This window comes from Citrobacter sp. VF227 (genome assembly GCF_052950715.1).
The window spans coordinates 1-15,896 of record NZ_JBRFVF010000011.1 but is presented as its reverse complement, the minus strand read 5'-3'; the positions used below and the strand labels follow the sequence as shown (position 1 = coordinate 15,896).

The window sequence follows — 15,896 nt, the reverse complement described above, 5'->3', positions numbered from 1 at the left end:
AGTATGAGCCTGTCTTTAATTGTAGCGCCAAGAGTAGCGGCTAAACATTAAGAGGAACTGAAGCATCACGATCTCAGGATCGTGTTTCGCTGTTGTAATATTCACGTAGTGAATATGTTCAGGCAGGAATATATTGAAAATGAAATGATTGTAACAGCGGTTTTTACTGTCGCCTTCGTACAGTAGCACGAAGGCGACAGCTGGAGGGGTGTTAGCCTGTATTGCGCATACCGGCGGCAACACCAGCGATAGTCACCATCAGCGCTTGTTCAACGCGTGGATCCGGTTCATGTCCTTGCTCTTCGGCCAGGCGTGAACGGTGTAACAGCTCAGCCTGTAAGACGTTCAGTGGATCGGTATAAATATTTCTTAACTGAATGGACTCGGCAATCCACGGCAGGTCGGCCATCAAATGTGAGTCGTTGGCAATCGCCAGCACGACATCGATATCGGCTTCCAGGCGCTGACGAAGTTCTTCGCCCAGCGGCCACAGCTCTTTTTTGACCAGGCGCTGATCGTAGTATTCTGCCAGCCACAGATCCGCTTTGGCGAAAACCATTTCCAGCATGCCAAGACGCGTGGAGAAGAATGGCCAGTCGCGGCACATTGCTTCGAGTTCGCTTTGCTTACCGTCTTCAACCACTTTTTGCAGCGCGGTACCAGCACCCAGCCATGCCGGGAGCATCAGGCGGTTCTGCGTCCAGGCAAAGATCCACGGAATGGCGCGCAGAGACTCAACCCCGCCGGTTGGGCGACGTTTTGCCGGACGTGAACCGAGCGGCAATTTACCCAGTTCTTGCTCTGGCGTCGCGGAGCGGAAATAAGGAACGAAGTCTTTATTTTCACGCACATATCCACGATAAAGCTCACAGGAGATATCGGAAAGCTCATCCATGATATGACGCCAGTTATCTTTCGGCTCTGGCGGCGGTAACAGGTTGGCCTCCAGAATTGCTGCGGTATACAGCGACAGGCTGCTGATGGTCACTTCCGGCAGGCCGTACTTAAAGCGGATCATCTCACCTTGTTCTGTCACGCGCAGGCCGCCTTTCAGGCTGCCTGGCGGTTGAGAGAGCAGTGCCGCATGGGCAGGTGCGCCGCCGCGACCAATGGACCCGCCGCGACCGTGGAACAGCGTCAGTTCGATACCGGCTTTTTCGCAGGTTTTGATCAGCGCATCCTGGGCCTGATATTGTGCCCAGGAGGCGGCCATCACGCCCGCATCTTTTGCGGAGTCAGAGTAGCCAATCATGACCATCTGTTTGCCCTGAATAAAGCCGCGATACCAGTCGATATTCAGGAGCTGGGACATGACGTCATCGGCATTGTTGAGGTCGTCCAGCGTTTCAAACAGCGGTGCGACCGGCATAGCAAAACCGATACCGGCTTCTTTCAGTAACAAGTGTACGGCCAACACATCTGATGGCGTTTTCGCCATCGAGATAACATAGGCGGCAATGGAACCGTACGGTGCTTCGGCAATAACCTGGCAGGTGTCCAGCACTTCACGGGTGTCGTTGCTTGGTTCCCAGTGACGCGGCAGCAGCGGACGTTTGGAATTCAGTTCGCGGATCAGGAAAGCTTGTTTATCGGCTTCTGACCAGTTTTCGTAGTCGCCAATGCCCAGATAACGGGTCAGTTCGCCCAGAGCTTCAGTATGACGGGTGCTTTCCTGACGAATATCGATACGTACCAGCGGTACGCCGAAACATTTCACGCGCCTCAGGGTGTCGAGCAGTTCGCCATTGGCGATGATACCCATGCCACAATCTTGCAGAGACTGGTAACACGCATACAGCGGGTCCCAAAGTTGTTCGTTTTGGGTAAGAAGGCCCGCAGGCTTCGGCAATTTCTCGCCTTTCAGACGGGCTTCCAGCCAGGCCTGGGTTGCCATCAGACGTGAACGCAACGTTTTCATCAGATAACGGTAAGGTTCCGCCGCACCTTCTTCGCCCACCAGCGCCAGCAGTTCCGGTGTGGCATCTACCATCGACAGTTCAGAAATCAAAAACTGGATGTCTTTCAGGAACAGATCGGTGGCTTTCCAACGACTGAGCAGCAGCACGTGGCGGGTGATATCCGCCGTTACGTTCGGGTTGCCGTCACGGTCACCGCCCATCCAGGAGGTAAAGCGAACCGGGACAAAATCAACCGGCAGCTTATAACCCAGGTGCTCTTCCAACTGTTCGTTCAGTTCGCGCAGATAGTTCGGCACGCCTTCCCACAGGCTGTTTTCAACCACCGCGAAGCCCCATTTGGCTTCATCAACCGGGCTTGGACGCAGTTTACGAATTTCATCCGTATGCCAGGACTGGGCAATCAGCTGGCGCAGACGGCGCATCAGCTGGTGGCGTTCGTAATCGACGAGGTCTTTGTTGTCAAGCTGTTTGAGGCAGGCGTTTACCTCGCCCATTTTATGGATCAACGTGCGGCGGGTGATCTCGGTCGGGTGGGCGGTGAGTACCAGTTCCAGCGAGAGAGACTCCACGGCTTTCTTGATGGTGGCTTCATCGAGGTTGGGCTGGTCTTTCAATTTACGCAGGGTGCGAGCAATCACTTCCGGGTTGCTGGCGGCTTCGCCTTTTGGCGAAATGCTGTGGTGCTGCTCGGCAGTGTTGGCCAGGTTCAGAAACTGGCTAAACGCGCGGGCAACCGGCAGCAGCTCGTCGTTAGACAGGTTTTGCAGCGTAGTGAGCAATTCCTGGCGATTGACTTCATTGCCAGCGCGGGATGACTTGGACAACTTACGGATTGTTTCTACGCGGTCGAGAATGTTCTCTCCCAGCGCGTCCTTGATGGTCTCTCCCAGCACTTTGCCGAGCATACTGACATTACTACGCAACGCGGAATATTGTTCGTTCATTAACCCAGACACCCCATTTTGAAATTATTAGCCCTGTATTTTTCGGACTTAACTTTTTAGCCGTCTTTTATAAAGCCACGTAAAACTCGTGGCGTCAATTGCTGCGAAATCGGTTCAGCAAACGAAAAAATGGCGGCAATTTACGTTATTTAATTCACATCGAATCAAATAAGCGTTGCTTATGGAAATGTTAATAAATTACCTCGCTTACCACTAAAGGGTTAGCGAGGCGATAAGCGGTTAATGCCAGCAGAAGTGGTGCACTACCTGGGTAATTAACTCCCGCGTCGGCTTGATAAAACGCGTTTCCAGATACTCATCCGGCTGATGCGCCTGATTAATGGAGCCAGGACCCAACACCAGCGTTGGGCAAAGCGTCTGGATAAACGGCGCTTCGGTGCAGTAGTTCACCACTTCCGTTTGCGCGCCCAGCAGTTTCTCAACCACTTGTACCAGTTGATGGTCAGGTGGGCACTCATAGCCTGGAATGGGCGGATGCAGTTCCGACACCGTCAGGCGACCCGGCCAGCGCTCGCTGACCGGGGCCAGCGCATCGTTAAGTAAGCCACTGAGATCGTTGAGCGTCATGCCGGGGAGGGGGCGAATATCCATATGCAGTTCGCAGCAGGCGCAGATGCGGTTGGCAGCATCGCCACCGTTGATGTGACCCAAATTTAACGTCGGATACGGGACGGTAAACGCATCATGGTGATAACGCTCTTTCAGGTCGTCGCGCAAAGTCATGATATGGCCAATGGCATCATGCATCAGCTCAATCGCATTGACGCCACGCGCCGGATCGCTTGAGTGGCCCGATTGCCCCAAAATGCGAATCGCATTAGAGATATGACCTTTGTGCGCGCGGACCGGTTGCAGGGAGGTGGGTTCACCGATGATCGCACAGTCCGGTCGCAGTGCGGTGGTTTCAGAGAAGTAGCGTGCACCCGCCATGCTGGTTTCTTCGTCGGCAGTGGCCAGAATGTACAGGGGTTTTTTCAACTTCGTGACATCGACGTCGCGCAGCGCATCGAGGATAAAGGCGAAGAAGCCTTTCATATCCGCCGTACCCAGACCGTAGAGCTTATTGTCATGCTCGGTGAGAGTGAACGGATCGCGCGTCCAGCGTCCGTCATCAAACGGGACGGTATCGGTATGGCCCGCCAACAACAGACCGCCAGCCCCTTGCCCGATGCTCGCCAGCATATTGAATTTATTTCGCGTATCGGGAACCGGCTGGACCTCTACATTGAAGCCTAAATCTTTAAACCAGCCCGCAAGCAGAGTGATTAAACCTGCATTGCTTTGATCGAGTGCTTCTTCGGTGGCGCTAATCGACGGTGTGGCAATCAGAGCGCGGTAAATCTCGATAAATGGCGGTAAATTGTTTTTCATTGTTGACACACCTCGGGTCATGATAGTATCAATATTCATGCAATATTTGTGAATAAAAATACATTAACGTTAAGCATAATAAAACCCACCAAGTGTAAGGTGAGGTGATAAAGGCTTATACCTGGCAACAGAATCTAAGAAGGTGAGCAGCCCCGATGTTGAATACGCTGATTGTGGGCGCCAGTGGTTATGCCGGCGCAGAGCTTGTGACCTATGTAAATCGCCATCCTGATATGAACATAACCGCTTTGACCGTCTCAGCGCAAAGCAATGATGCAGGAAAATTAATCTCCGATTTGCATCCGCAGTTGAAAGGCATTGTCGATTTACCGTTGCAGCCAATGTCAGATATCAGCGAGTTTAGCGCAGGGGTGGACATTGTGTTCCTCGCAACGGCTCATGAGGTGAGTCATGACCTGGCCCCGCAGTTCCTGCAGGCTGGATGCGTGGTGTTTGACCTTTCGGGCGCGTTTCGCGTAAACGACGGCGCGTTCTATGAAAAATATTACGGCTTTACCCATCAGCACCCTGACCTGCTGGAGCAGGCCGTTTATGGGCTGGCGGAGTGGAGCGAAGACCAACTAAAAGACGCGAATCTGATTGCCGTACCAGGTTGTTACCCAACAGCGGCGCAGCTTTCGCTTAAACCGCTGATTGATGCCGGGCTGCTGGATCTCAGCCAGTGGCCGGTGATCAACGCCACCAGCGGCGTGAGCGGCGCGGGGCGTAAGGCGGCTATTTCCAACAGCTTTTGTGAGGTGAGCCTACAGCCGTATGGCGTGTTTACCCATCGTCATCAGCCGGAAATCGCGATTCACCTTGGTGCGGAAGTGATCTTCACCCCGCATCTGGGTAACTTCCCCCGCGGCATCCTGGAAACTATCACCTGCCGTTTGCAAACGGGCGTAACCCATGCGCAAGTGGCCCAGACGTTGCAACAGGCGTATGGCGATAAGCCACTGGTGCGTTTGTATGACAAAGGCGTTCCAGCGCTGAAGAACGTGGTTGGCTTACCGTTCTGTGATATCGGGTTCGCTGTACAGGGTGAGCACCTGATCGTGGTGGCAACTGAAGATAACTTATTGAAAGGCGCGGCAGCACAGGCGATGCAGTGCGCAAATATTCGTTTTGGCTTTGCCCAAACGCAGTCTCTTATGTAAAGGTGCAACAATGAATCCATTAATTATCAAGCTGGGCGGCGTTTTACTGGATAGCGAAGAGGCGCTGGAGCGTCTGTTTACCGCATTGGTGAATTATCGTGAGTCGCATCAGCGTCCACTGGTCATTGTGCACGGTGGCGGCTGCGTGGTTGATGAGCTGATGAAGCAGCTCAATCTGCCGGTAAAAAAGAAAAATGGCCTGCGCGTCACGCCAGCCGATCAAATTGACATTATTACCGGCGCCCTGGCGGGAACAGCGAATAAAACCTTACTGGCCTGGGCAAAAAAACATCACATCGCGTCTGTGGGTCTGTATCTTGGCGATGGTGACAGCGTAAAGGTGACGCCGCTCGATAAAGAGCTGGGTCATGTTGGACTGGCGCAGCCGGGTTCGCCTAAGCTGATTAACACGCTGCTGGAAGGTGGTTTTCTGCCGGTAGTGAGCTCCATTGGCGTTACTGAAGACGGACTACTGATGAATGTTAATGCCGACCAGGCGGCAACGGCGCTGGCAGCAACGTTGGGGGCGGATCTGATCCTGCTCTCTGACGTAAGTGGTATTCTGGATGGTAAAGGTCAGCGTATTGCTGAAATGACCGCCGTCAAAGCGGAACAACTGATTGAACAAGGTATTATTACTGATGGCATGATCGTGAAGGTCAATGCGGCACTGGATGCTGCGCGTACGCTGGGCCGTCCGGTGGATATCGCCTCCTGGCGTCATGCCGATCAACTTCCGGCGCTGTTTAACGGCACGCCAATTGGTACGCGGATTTTAGCGTAAGTTTTTATTGAATGACTGTAGGCCGGGTAAGCGCAGCGCTACCCGGCGGAACTAATGAATAAAGGAACGATGTTATGGCACTTTGGGGTGGGCGTTTTACACAGGCAGCAGATCAGCGGTTCAAACAGTTCAACGACTCGTTGCGTTTTGACTACCGCCTGGCAGAACAGGATATTGTCGGCTCTGTGGCCTGGTCCAAAGCGTTGGTAACAGTTGGCGTACTGACCGCCGATGAGCAGCTGCAGCTGGAAGAGGCGCTGAATACTCTGCTGGAAGAGGTTAGGGCGAATCCGCAGCAGATCCTGCAAAGCGATGCCGAAGATATTCATAGCTGGGTAGAAGGAAAGCTGATCGATAAAGTCGGCCAGCTTGGCAAAAAACTGCATACCGGACGTAGCCGTAACGACCAGGTCGCGACCGATCTTAAACTGTGGTGTAAAGATACGGTTATTGAATTGCTGTCGGCCAATCGTCAGTTGCAAAGTGCGTTGGTGGTGACGGCAGAGAATAACCAGGACGCGGTTATGCCGGGTTACACCCACCTGCAACGTGCGCAACCTGTGACGTTTGCCCACTGGTGCCTGGCCTATGTTGAAATGCTGGCGCGTGACGAGAGCCGTCTGCAGGACACACTCAAACGCTTAGACGTTAGCCCGTTAGGCTGTGGCGCGCTGGCGGGTACGGCATATGAAATCGATCGCGAGCAGTTGGCCGGTTGGCTGGGTTTTGCCTCGGCGACGCGCAACAGTTTGGATAGCGTTTCTGACCGTGATCACGTGCTGGAGCTACTCTCCGACGCCTCTATCGGTATGGTGCATCTGTCACGTTTTGCTGAAGACCTTATTTTCTTTAATACCGGGGAAGCGGGCTTTGTTGAGCTGTCCGATCGTGTGACTTCGGGCTCATCTCTGATGCCGCAGAAGAAAAACCCGGATGCACTGGAGCTGATCCGCGGTAAATGCGGTCGTGTGCAGGGGGCGCTGACCGGCATGATGATGACGTTAAAAGGCCTCCCGCTGGCATACAACAAAGATATGCAGGAAGACAAAGAAGGGGTGTTTGACGCGCTCGACACCTGGCTGGATTGCCTGCATATGGCCGCGCTGGTGCTGGATGGCATTCAGGTGAAACGTCCGCGTTGTCAGGAGGCTGCGCAGCAGGGCTATGCTAACGCCACTGAACTGGCGGATTATCTGGTGGCAAAAGGTGTTCCGTTCCGCGAAGCGCACCATATTGTGGGTGAAACGGTAGTTGAGGCGATTCGGCAGGGCAAACCACTGGAAGCTCTGTCGCTTGCCGATTTACAACGGTTCAGCCAGGTCATTGGCGATGACGTTTACCCGATCCTCTCGTTGCAATCTTGCTTAGACAAACGTGCGGCGAAAGGCGGCGTTTCGCCCCTGCAGGTTGCGCAGGCGATCGACTATGCGAAGGCGCGTCTGGCGTAAATTGATGGGTAATGATTCGAGCCTGGCGCCACGCCGGGCTTTTTTATGCAAAAAAAATGCGGACACAAGGTCCGCAAAAGTTCACGTTGGCTTTAGTTATTTCGAGTATGAGAACGGACAGTAGCTTCAAGGGTTAAAGGGGTACCGTTCCGTTTCTGTGGTGCATTATTAAACAGAAAGCTTGATAGGGATAATCGTTCGTTGCTATGCTACCTATCGCTACGAACTATCGTGGCGATGGAGGATGAATAATGAATATTCGTGATCTTGAATACCTGGTGGCACTCGCCGAACATCGTCACTTCCGACGAGCGGCAGACTCCTGTCACGTAAGCCAACCAACGCTGAGCGGCCAGATCCGTAAGCTGGAAGATGAGCTTGGCGTTATGTTGCTGGAGCGTACAAGTCGCAAGGTGCTGTTCACTCAGGCAGGTTTACTGCTGGTGGATCAGGCGCGTACCGTGCTGCGCGAGGTCAAAGTGCTCAAGGAGATGGCAAGCCAACAAGGCGAGACAATGTCTGGCCCGCTGCATATTGGTTTGATCCCAACGGTGGGGCCATACCTGCTGCCGCATATTATTCCTATGTTGCACCAGACCTTCCCAAAACTGGAAATGTATCTCCATGAGGCGCAGACGCATCAACTGCTGGCGCAACTGGACAGCGGTAAGCTCGACTGCGTCATTCTGGCGCTGGTGAAAGAGAGTGAAGCGTTCATCGAAGTGCCGTTATTTGATGAGCCTATGTTGCTGGCGATCTATGAAGATCACCCATGGGCAAACCGGGATTGTGTGCCGATGTCCGATCTGGCGGGTGAAAAACTGCTGATGCTGGAGGATGGTCACTGCCTGCGCGATCAGGCGATGGGCTTCTGCTTTGAAGCGGGCGCTGATGAGGATACCCATTTTCGGGCAACCAGTCTGGAAACACTACGCAACATGGTGGCGGCAGGCAGCGGTATTACTTTATTGCCTGCGCTGGCTGTTCCGTCTGAGCGTAAGCGTGATGGTGTTGTTTATCTGCCCTGCATCAAGCCTGAACCACGCCGGACGATTGGCCTGGTGTATCGTCCAGGTTCGCCGCTGCGCAGTCGTTATGAACAGCTGGCAGAGGCCATCCGTGGATCAATGGATGGCCATTTCGACAGTGCGTTAAAACAGGCGGTTTAAGCCATTTAGCGCCGCTACCCGATAGGCTTCCGCCATCGTTGGGTAGTTAAAGGTGGTGTTAACGAAGTACTCGATGGTGTTACCACCACCTTTTTGCTCCATAATCGCCTGACCGATATGAATAATTTCGGCCGCGCGTTCCCCAAAGCAGTGGATCCCCAGAATCTCTTTAGTTTCACGATGGAACAGAATCTTCAGCGTTCCGACGCTCATACCGACGATTTGTGCCCGTGCCAGGTGTTTAAACTGGGCGCGACCGACCTCGTAGGGAACTTTCATTGCCGTGAGCTGCTGTTCCGTTTTACCGACGGAGCTGATTTCCGGAATGGTATAAATCCCGGTCGGGATATCTTCGATCAGATGCGCAGTCGCTTCGCCTTTTACCAACGCCTGGGCGGCAATGCGTCCCTGATCGTAGGCTGCTGATGCCAGGCTCGGATAGCCGATCACATCGCCAACGGCATAGACGTGCGGTAACGCTGTCTGGTACATGCTGTTGACCTTCAGCTGTCCGCGGCTGTCAGTTTTCAGACCAATATTTTCCAGCGCCAGCGAATCGGTATTACCGGTGCGACCATTGGCGTACAACAGGCAGTCGGCCTTCAGTTTTTTACCGGATTTCAGATGCATGATGACGCCATCATCGCAGCCTTCAATCTTCTCGTACTCTTCGTTGTGGCGAATGACGACACCGCTATTCCAGAAGTGATAAGAGAGCGAGTCGGACATCTCTTGATCGAGGAACGCCAGCAGACGATCGCGAGTGTTGATTAAATCGACTTTGACGTCCATTCCACGAAAAATCGATGCATATTCGCAGCCAATGACCCCTGCGCCATAAATCAAAACGTGGCGGGGTTCGTGGTGCAGGCTCAGGATCGAGTCGCTGTCATACACCCGGGGATGCGAAAAGTCGACGTCTACAGGGTGATAGGGGCGTGAACCGCAGGCGATAACGAACTTATCCGCGGTCAGCGTTTCCACCGTGCCGTCGTGGCATTCCAGAGCGAGCGTGTGTTCATCAACAAAACGGGCATTGCCCTGCAAAATTTCGCAGTGGTTACGCTCGTAAAATCCTTGCCGCATACGTGTCTGCTGATTTATGACGTTATCAGCGTGGTTGAGAATATCGGCGAAAGAAGAACGAAGGAGTCGGGAGTGGTCGCTGTAAAGTGGGTTCTGATTGAATTCAATGATACGGCTGACGGCGTGGCGGAGAGCTTTCGACGGGATGGTGCCCCAGTGGGTACAGCCTCCACCGACGTTATGATAGCGCTCAATCACCGCGACGCGCGCTCCTTGCTTAACCAGACCCATCGCAGCGCCTTCGCCGCCGGGACCGGAACCTATTACTATTGCATCGTAATCGTAGGAATGTGACATGGTCAGGCTTACCTGTTCTTATACATAAAAGCAACAGAATAGTAACATCGTTGTCAGGATAACCCAATTATCGTTGTGCTTTTTTGCGAAGTCGAAGCACAAACTGCGCGTAAACAATCATTCACAAAGCCATGCCAACCGCCTAATCTCTGGTATAGTGCCAGCAAGGTATGTGGAAGGATTCAGACATCGTGATGGGCGTTAGAGCGCAACAAAAAGAAAAAACCCGGCGTTCGCTGGTAGAAGCCGCATTTAGTCAACTCAGCGCTGAGCGTAGTTTTGCCAGCCTCAGTTTACGCGAAGTCGCTCGTGAAGCGGGCATTGCGCCAACCTCGTTTTATCGCCATTTCCGCGATGTGGATGAACTCGGCCTGACGATGGTGGACGAGAGTGGTCTGATGCTGCGCCAGTTGATGCGTCAGGCGCGTCAGCGTATTGCTAAGGGTGGGAGTGTGATCCGCACCTCGGTCTCAACATTTATGGAGTTCATTGGCAACAATCCCAACGCCTTCCGTTTATTATTGCGCGAGCGTTCGGGGACTTCCGCAGCGTTTCGTGCAGCGGTCGCACGTGAAATTCAGCACTTCATTGCGGAACTTGCGGACTATCTGGAACTCGAAAACCATATGCCTCGTGCGTTTACTGAAGCGCAAGCCGAAGCCATGGTAACCATTGTGTTCAGCGCCGGGGCAGAAGCACTGGATGTTGGCGCTGAACAGCGTCGGCAGCTGGAAGAGCGGCTGGTATTGCAATTGCGCATGATCGCGAAAGGCGCATTCTATTGGTACCGCCGTGAACAAGAAAAGATGACGCACCACTCCGAGTAACGAGAAGGACAAGCAATGAAACAGTCAGGTCAAGATAAAGGTACGCTGCTGCTGGCGCTGGTTGCTGGCTTATCGATCAATGGCACATTTGCGGCGCTGTTTAGCTCCATTGTGCCATTCTCAGTATTCCCGATTATTTCGCTGGTGCTGACGGTTTATTGTCTGCATCAGCGCTATCAGAACCGCACCATGCCTGTGGGACTACCGGGCCTGGCTGCCGCCTGTTTTATTCTCGGTGTTCTGTTGTACAGCACCGTGGTACGCGCTGAATACCCGGATATTGGCTCTAACTTCTTCCCGGCTGTATTGTCGGTGATTCTGGTGTTCTGGATCGGTTTTAAAGTGCGTAACCGTAAACAGGAAATTGTGGAGTAATCTTTGTCGGCCGGGCAAGCGAAGCGCTCCCGGCCAGGTCATCACTTATTTTGCGGTCAGTAACACGCCGCACTCCATATGGTGCGTATACGGGAACTGATCAAACAGAGCCAGACGTGAAACATTGTGCGTCTGGCTTAACGTTTCCAGGTTCTTACATAATGTCTCCGGATTGCAGGAGATATACAGAATACGCGGATACGCCTGCACCATTTTCTCTGTTTCGCTGTCCAGACCGCTGCGCGGTGGGTCAACGAAAATGGTTTCACATTGGTAACTCTTCAGATCGATTCCCTGCAAACGGTTGAACTCGCGTACCCCGTTCATCGCCTGAGTAAACTCTTCGGCCGCCATGCGAATAATTTGTACATTATCAATGTGGTTAGCCGCGATGTTGTACTGCGCAGCAGCCACGGACGGTTTGGCGATTTCGGTGGCCAGTACACGGTTGAAGTTTTGCGCCAGGGCTAACGAGAAGTTGCCATTGCCGCAGTACAGCTCAAGCAGATCGCCTTTTGACCCTTTGGTGACATCAATTGCCCATTCCAGCATCTGGATATTCATGGCGGCATTCGGCTGGGTAAAACTGTTCTCAACCTGGCGGTAGATAATCTCTTTACCTGCTACTGGCAAGCGTTCGTCAATGTAGTCCTGGTCCAGCTCAATTTTGGTTTTGGTTGCCCGACCAATCAGATGGACGTTCAGGTTTTGCGCCCGCAGCGCATCTCGCAGCGCTTCGGCTTCCTGACGCCATTCATCATCTAATTTTTTATGGTACAGCATCGATACCACCGCCTGATCGCTCAGGGTTGTGAGGTAATCAATCTGAAACAGTTTGTGGCGCAGGACGTGGTTGTTGCGAACGCCGTCGATCATTGCCGTCATCAGCGTGTTGATGAGCTCGCTGGCAGCCGGGAAGCTGTCGACGCGAATACGGCTTTTGGTCTGGCTGTCGAACATGATGTGGTACAGGTCATCACCGTCATGCCACAGGCGGAATTCGGCGCGCATACGGTAATGGCTGACCGGTGAGCGAAACACTTCCGGAGCCTGTGCATAAAATGGCGTCATTAAGCTCTGCAGACGCACTACTTTTTCAGCTAACTGGGCGTCGTACTGTTCTGTCGGAAGGTGTTCGGGGGTCATGATGCGTCCTGAAAAATAAAAGTACGCGGGGATTGTAGGGATTGCTCAACAGATGTCCAGTCATTGATGATTTCCGATAATGTGATATGCGGTCTGGACACCAGGTTGTAACAAACTGTAGCATCCGTTTTCCGGTCCTGTGAGTTAAAAGGGAATCCAGTGTAAATCTGGAGCTGACGCGCAGCGGTAAGGAAGGTAAGAGATGAGCGCACCTGGTGCAGACACTGCGGCTTGCCGCGGGAAGTCATCGTCTCTTTATGTCGCCTCCAAGCCCGAAGACCTGCCGGCTAACGTCGCATCTGGTCTTCATCATCGCGTACTATCGGTGGGACCTGCGGCATCCTTCTTAAATTGTGGATGCTTTACAATGATCAAAAAATCATTGCTGTGCACGGCGTTGTCCGTCACGGCATTTTCTGGTTGGGCACAGGACACTCGCCCGGATACTCTCGTCGTCACTGCCAACCGTTTTCAGCAGCCTGTTAATACTGTTCTTGCCCCCACCGATGTGGTCACGCGTGAAGATATTCAACGCTGGCAGTCAAAAGATCTGAACGATGTCATGCGTCGATTGCCAGGCGTAGATATCTCCCAGAGCGGCGGTATGGGTAAAAGTTCCTCTCTGTATGTTCGCGGCACTGAATCTCGTCACGTTCTGGTATTGATTGATGGTGTGCCGATGGCACGTGCCGGCATCGGCAATGCGATCGACATTGGCCAGATTCCGGTATCGTTGGTGCAGCGTGTTGAATACATTCGCGGACCCCGTTCAGCAGTGTACGGCTCTGGTGCGATCGGTGGTGTGGTTAACATCATTACGATGAGTGATGAAGAGAAATCGCAGATCAACGCGGGTATGGGGACTGATGGTTATCAAACCTATGACGGCTCGGTTAATAAGCGGTTTGGTGACACGATGGTGACGGCGGCTGGTGCTTACCAGACGACGAAAGGTTTTAACATTCAACCCGACTCACCCTACAGCGGTGACAGCGACCGCGATGGTTATCGCAATAAGCTGTTCTGGGGCGGCGTTCAACACAAATTTAGCGATAACGTCTCCGGCTTCTTCCGTGGTTATGGATATACCGCTAATAGTGATTATGACCAGGGTTCGTGGGGTAATCCTGGAGGGAATGACGAAGCCCAGAATTACACGCAGTCCTGGGATTCAGGTCTTCGTTACAGCTCTGGTATCTACTCCTCCCAACTTATTGCTAACTACCAGCATCTCAAAGATTACAACTATAGCAACGAACTCGGCCGTTATGCGGGAGACGCTACGCTGGATAATATGGAACAACGCTATATTCAGTGGGGAAATAACGTTGCGGTTGGGCATGGGGCAATTAGCGGCGGTGTCGACTGGAAACAAGAGAAGCTGACATCCAGCAGTACGACGAAATCAGATGCTTATAAACGTGATACAACGGGACTTTATCTGACCGGGCAGCAACAAATTGAGAGCGTCACGCTGGAAGCCTCGGGCCGTGAAGATCATGACGAACAATTCGGCTGGCATGGTACCTGGCAGACCGCAGCTGGCTGGGAGTTTGTTGATGGTTATCGTGCAACGCTCTCTTACGGTACTGGTTTCCTGGCGCCCTCGCTGGGTCAGCAATACGGGGCGACGCGCTTTGCCTCATCCTATGGGCCGGGTATCGCTGCCAACCCGAATCTGAAACCGGAAGAATCTAAACAGTGGGAAGCAGGAATTGATGGATTGACAGGGCCGCTTAATTGGCGTCTTTCCGCATACCACTATGAAATTCAAAACCTGATCGACTACAAGAATAATCAGTACGTCAACGTTAAATCAGCCACGATTAAAGGGCTGGAATGGACCGGAAACTTTACGACAGGCCCCGTAGAACATAATCTGACGCTACAATACGTTGACCCGCGTGATGATGACACAAACAAGGTGCTCTATCGCCGTGCAAAACAGCAGGTTAAGTATGAGTTAACCGGACAGGTCCAGGATTTGGGCTGGAACGTTGCGTATCAATATATAGGTAAACGTTACGATAATGATTTTGACAATAATCGTGATGTTAAATTGGGCGGCGTCAGCTTATGGGATATCGGATTATCATATCCAATCACCTCACAGCTGACAGTTCGTGGTAAAATCGCCAACCTGTTCGATAAAGATTACGAGACAGTTTATGGCTACGCAACTGCAGGACGGGAATACACCTTGTCTGGCAGCTACACCTTCTGATCCACGTCCCACCGTGCTGGTGTTTGATTCCGGCGTCGGTGGGTTGTCGGTCTATGACGAGATCCGGCGTCTTCTCCCGGATCTCCACTATATCTACGCTTTTGATAACGTCGCCTTTCCTTATGGAGAGAAGAGCGAGGCGTTTATCGTTGAGCGCGTTGTTGAGATTGTGACTGCGGTCCAGCAGCGCTATCCCCTCTCTCTTGCGGTTATCGCGTGTAATACGGCAAGCACGGTGTCGCTCCCTGCGTTACGGGAGAAATTTGCTTTTCCGGTAGTTGGCGTGGTGCCTGCGATTAAACCGGCGGCGCGACTCACGGCGAATGGCGTGGTGGGGTTGCTGGCTACGCGTGCAACGGTGAAACGTTCATATACTCATGAGTTGATTGCGCGGTTTGCAAACGAATGTCAGATAGCGATGCTGGGTTCTGCCGAGCTGGTGGAACTGGCTGAAGCGAAGCTGCACGGTGAAACAGTTTCTCTGGAAGAGCTGCGCCGCATTCTGCGTCCGTGGCTGCGGATGTCGGAACCCCCTGACACAGTGGTGCTCGGGTGTACTCATTTCCCTCTATTACAGGAAGAGCTTTTACAGGTTCTGCCCGAGGGGACGCGGCTGGTTGATTCTGGTGCTGCGATTGCGCGTCGCACGGCCTGGTTATTAGAACATGAAGCACCAGATGCAAAATCATCCGACGAGAATGTCGCATTCTGTATGGCAATGACGACAGAAGCTGAACAACTATTGCCCGTACTGCAGCGTTATGGCTTTAAGACGCTCGAAAAACTGGCAGTTTAGGTAGTTTTGATGAAAAAATACGCGTTCGGAAAGTTATTTTAAATTTCCCCTTGTCAGCCTGAAATAACTCCCTATAATGCGCCTCCACTGACACGGAACAACGGATTACAAGCCGCCGGGTCAGCGGGGTTCCACTGAGAACTTCGTAGAGAAAAGCAAAAATAAATGCTTGACTCTGAATGAGGAAAACGTAATATACGGGACCTCGCGACAGAGCGCTAAAGCGCGTCGCAACTGCTCTTTAACAATTTATCAGACAATCTGTGTGGGCACTCGAAGATACGGATTCTTAACGTCGCAAGACGAAAAATGAATACCAAGTCTCTGAG

Annotated in this window: 12 protein-coding genes and 1 riboswitch; of the genes, 8 read left to right on the top strand and 4 right to left on the bottom strand. The window is 52.7% G+C overall.

The features are described 5' to 3' along the window. Nucleotides 1-211: 211 nt before the first annotated feature. Together ppc and argE are read right to left on the bottom strand one after the other, a co-directional pair. Entirely contained in the window at nt 212-2,863 is a 2,652-nt protein-coding gene (gene ppc / locus ACU8YC_RS21835) for a phosphoenolpyruvate carboxylase (RefSeq protein WP_446895741.1), read from the bottom strand. A gap of 240 nt (nt 2,864-3,103) precedes the next feature. Beyond that, nucleotides 3,104-4,255 carry an acetylornithine deacetylase gene (gene argE, locus ACU8YC_RS21830; RefSeq protein WP_446895740.1) on the bottom strand — a complete coding sequence of 384 codons (1,152 nt, stop codon included), beginning with the start codon at nt 4,253-4,255 and terminating at the stop codon, nt 3,104-3,106. A 155-nt stretch (nt 4,256-4,410) separates the two neighbouring features. Here argE and argC point away from each other — a divergent pair, with 155 nt between their 5' ends. The 4 genes from argC to oxyR all read left to right on the top strand — a co-directional run bounded on the left by argC (nt 4,411) and on the right by oxyR (nt 8,816). Beyond that, entirely contained in the window at nt 4,411-5,415 is a 1,005-nt protein-coding gene (argC, locus tag ACU8YC_RS21825; RefSeq protein ID WP_151224170.1) for an N-acetyl-gamma-glutamyl-phosphate reductase, read from the top strand. Between the two features lie 10 nt (nt 5,416-5,425). Beyond that, on the top strand, nt 5,426-6,199 hold the full coding sequence (gene argB, locus ACU8YC_RS21820; RefSeq protein ID WP_151218470.1) for an acetylglutamate kinase: 774 nt from the start codon (nt 5,426-5,428) through the stop codon (nt 6,197-6,199). A 74-nt stretch (nt 6,200-6,273) separates the two neighbouring features. After that, nucleotides 6,274-7,647 (top strand): argininosuccinate lyase, encoded by a 1,374-nt coding sequence (gene argH / locus ACU8YC_RS21815; RefSeq protein WP_151218471.1) that lies wholly within the window; start codon nt 6,274-6,276, stop codon nt 7,645-7,647. Nucleotides 7,648-7,898: 251 nt separating this feature from the next. After that, entirely contained in the window at nt 7,899-8,816 is a 918-nt protein-coding gene (oxyR, locus tag ACU8YC_RS21810) for a DNA-binding transcriptional regulator OxyR (protein WP_151218472.1), read from the top strand. On the opposite strand, the gene sthA is transcribed toward oxyR, so the two are convergent. Next, entirely contained in the window at nt 8,799-10,199 is a 1,401-nt protein-coding gene (gene sthA, locus ACU8YC_RS21805; RefSeq protein ID WP_114683787.1) for a Si-specific NAD(P)(+) transhydrogenase, read from the bottom strand. The two genes, oxyR and sthA, sit on opposite strands and share 18 nt — an antisense overlap. Before the next feature lie 191 nt (nt 10,200-10,390). Between sthA and fabR the strand changes: the two genes are divergently transcribed. Continuing rightward, nucleotides 10,391-11,026, top strand: coding sequence for an HTH-type transcriptional repressor FabR (fabR, locus tag ACU8YC_RS21800; RefSeq protein ID WP_003028862.1), 636 nt, complete (start codon nt 10,391-10,393; stop codon nt 11,024-11,026). Between the two features lie 15 nt (nt 11,027-11,041). Continuing rightward, on the top strand, nt 11,042-11,401 hold the full coding sequence (locus tag ACU8YC_RS21795) for a YijD family membrane protein (RefSeq protein ID WP_003028863.1): 360 nt from the start codon (nt 11,042-11,044) through the stop codon (nt 11,399-11,401). A gap of 45 nt (nt 11,402-11,446) precedes the next feature. On the opposite strand, the gene trmA is transcribed toward ACU8YC_RS21795, so the two are convergent. Further along, a complete protein-coding gene (gene trmA / locus ACU8YC_RS21790) occupies nt 11,447-12,547 on the bottom strand; it encodes a tRNA (uridine(54)-C5)-methyltransferase TrmA (protein WP_151218473.1) in 1,101 nt (366 codons plus the stop codon). A gap of 115 nt (nt 12,548-12,662) precedes the next feature. After that, nucleotides 12,663-12,849: riboswitch (cobalamin riboswitch) on the top strand. A 65-nt stretch (nt 12,850-12,914) separates the two neighbouring features. Here trmA and btuB point away from each other — a divergent pair. Further along, nucleotides 12,915-14,771, top strand: coding sequence for a TonB-dependent vitamin B12 receptor BtuB (btuB, locus tag ACU8YC_RS21785; RefSeq protein WP_187260213.1), 1,857 nt, complete (start codon nt 12,915-12,917; stop codon nt 14,769-14,771). After that, on the top strand, nt 14,716-15,567 hold the full coding sequence (gene murI / locus ACU8YC_RS21780) for a glutamate racemase (RefSeq protein WP_151218475.1): 852 nt from the start codon (nt 14,716-14,718) through the stop codon (nt 15,565-15,567). The genes btuB and murI overlap by 56 nt, the downstream gene beginning before the upstream one ends. Nucleotides 15,568-15,896: the final 329 nt, after the last annotated feature.

What these genes read in the sequence shown, in the direction of transcription:
- ppc (WP_446895741.1), bottom strand. Translation starts at nt 2,863, where the DNA reads ATGAACGAACAATATTCCGCGTTGCGTAGTAATGTCAGTATGCTCGGC.
- argE (WP_446895740.1), bottom strand. Translation starts at nt 4,255, where the DNA reads ATGAAAAACAATTTACCGCCATTTATCGAGATTTACCGCGCTCTGATT.
- argC (WP_151224170.1), top strand. Translation starts at nt 4,411, where the DNA reads ATGTTGAATACGCTGATTGTGGGCGCCAGTGGTTATGCCGGCGCAGAG.
- argB (WP_151218470.1), top strand. Translation starts at nt 5,426, where the DNA reads ATGAATCCATTAATTATCAAGCTGGGCGGCGTTTTACTGGATAGCGAA.
- argH (WP_151218471.1), top strand. Translation starts at nt 6,274, where the DNA reads ATGGCACTTTGGGGTGGGCGTTTTACACAGGCAGCAGATCAGCGGTTC.
- oxyR (WP_151218472.1), top strand. Translation starts at nt 7,899, where the DNA reads ATGAATATTCGTGATCTTGAATACCTGGTGGCACTCGCCGAACATCGT.
- sthA (WP_114683787.1), bottom strand. Translation starts at nt 10,199, where the DNA reads ATGTCACATTCCTACGATTACGATGCAATAGTAATAGGTTCCGGTCCC.
- ACU8YC_RS21795 (WP_003028863.1), top strand. Translation starts at nt 11,042, where the DNA reads ATGAAACAGTCAGGTCAAGATAAAGGTACGCTGCTGCTGGCGCTGGTT.
- trmA (WP_151218473.1), bottom strand. Translation starts at nt 12,547, where the DNA reads ATGACCCCCGAACACCTTCCGACAGAACAGTACGACGCCCAGTTAGCT.
- btuB (WP_187260213.1), top strand. Translation starts at nt 12,915, where the DNA reads ATGATCAAAAAATCATTGCTGTGCACGGCGTTGTCCGTCACGGCATTT.
- murI (WP_151218475.1), top strand. Translation starts at nt 14,716, where the DNA reads ATGGCTACGCAACTGCAGGACGGGAATACACCTTGTCTGGCAGCTACA.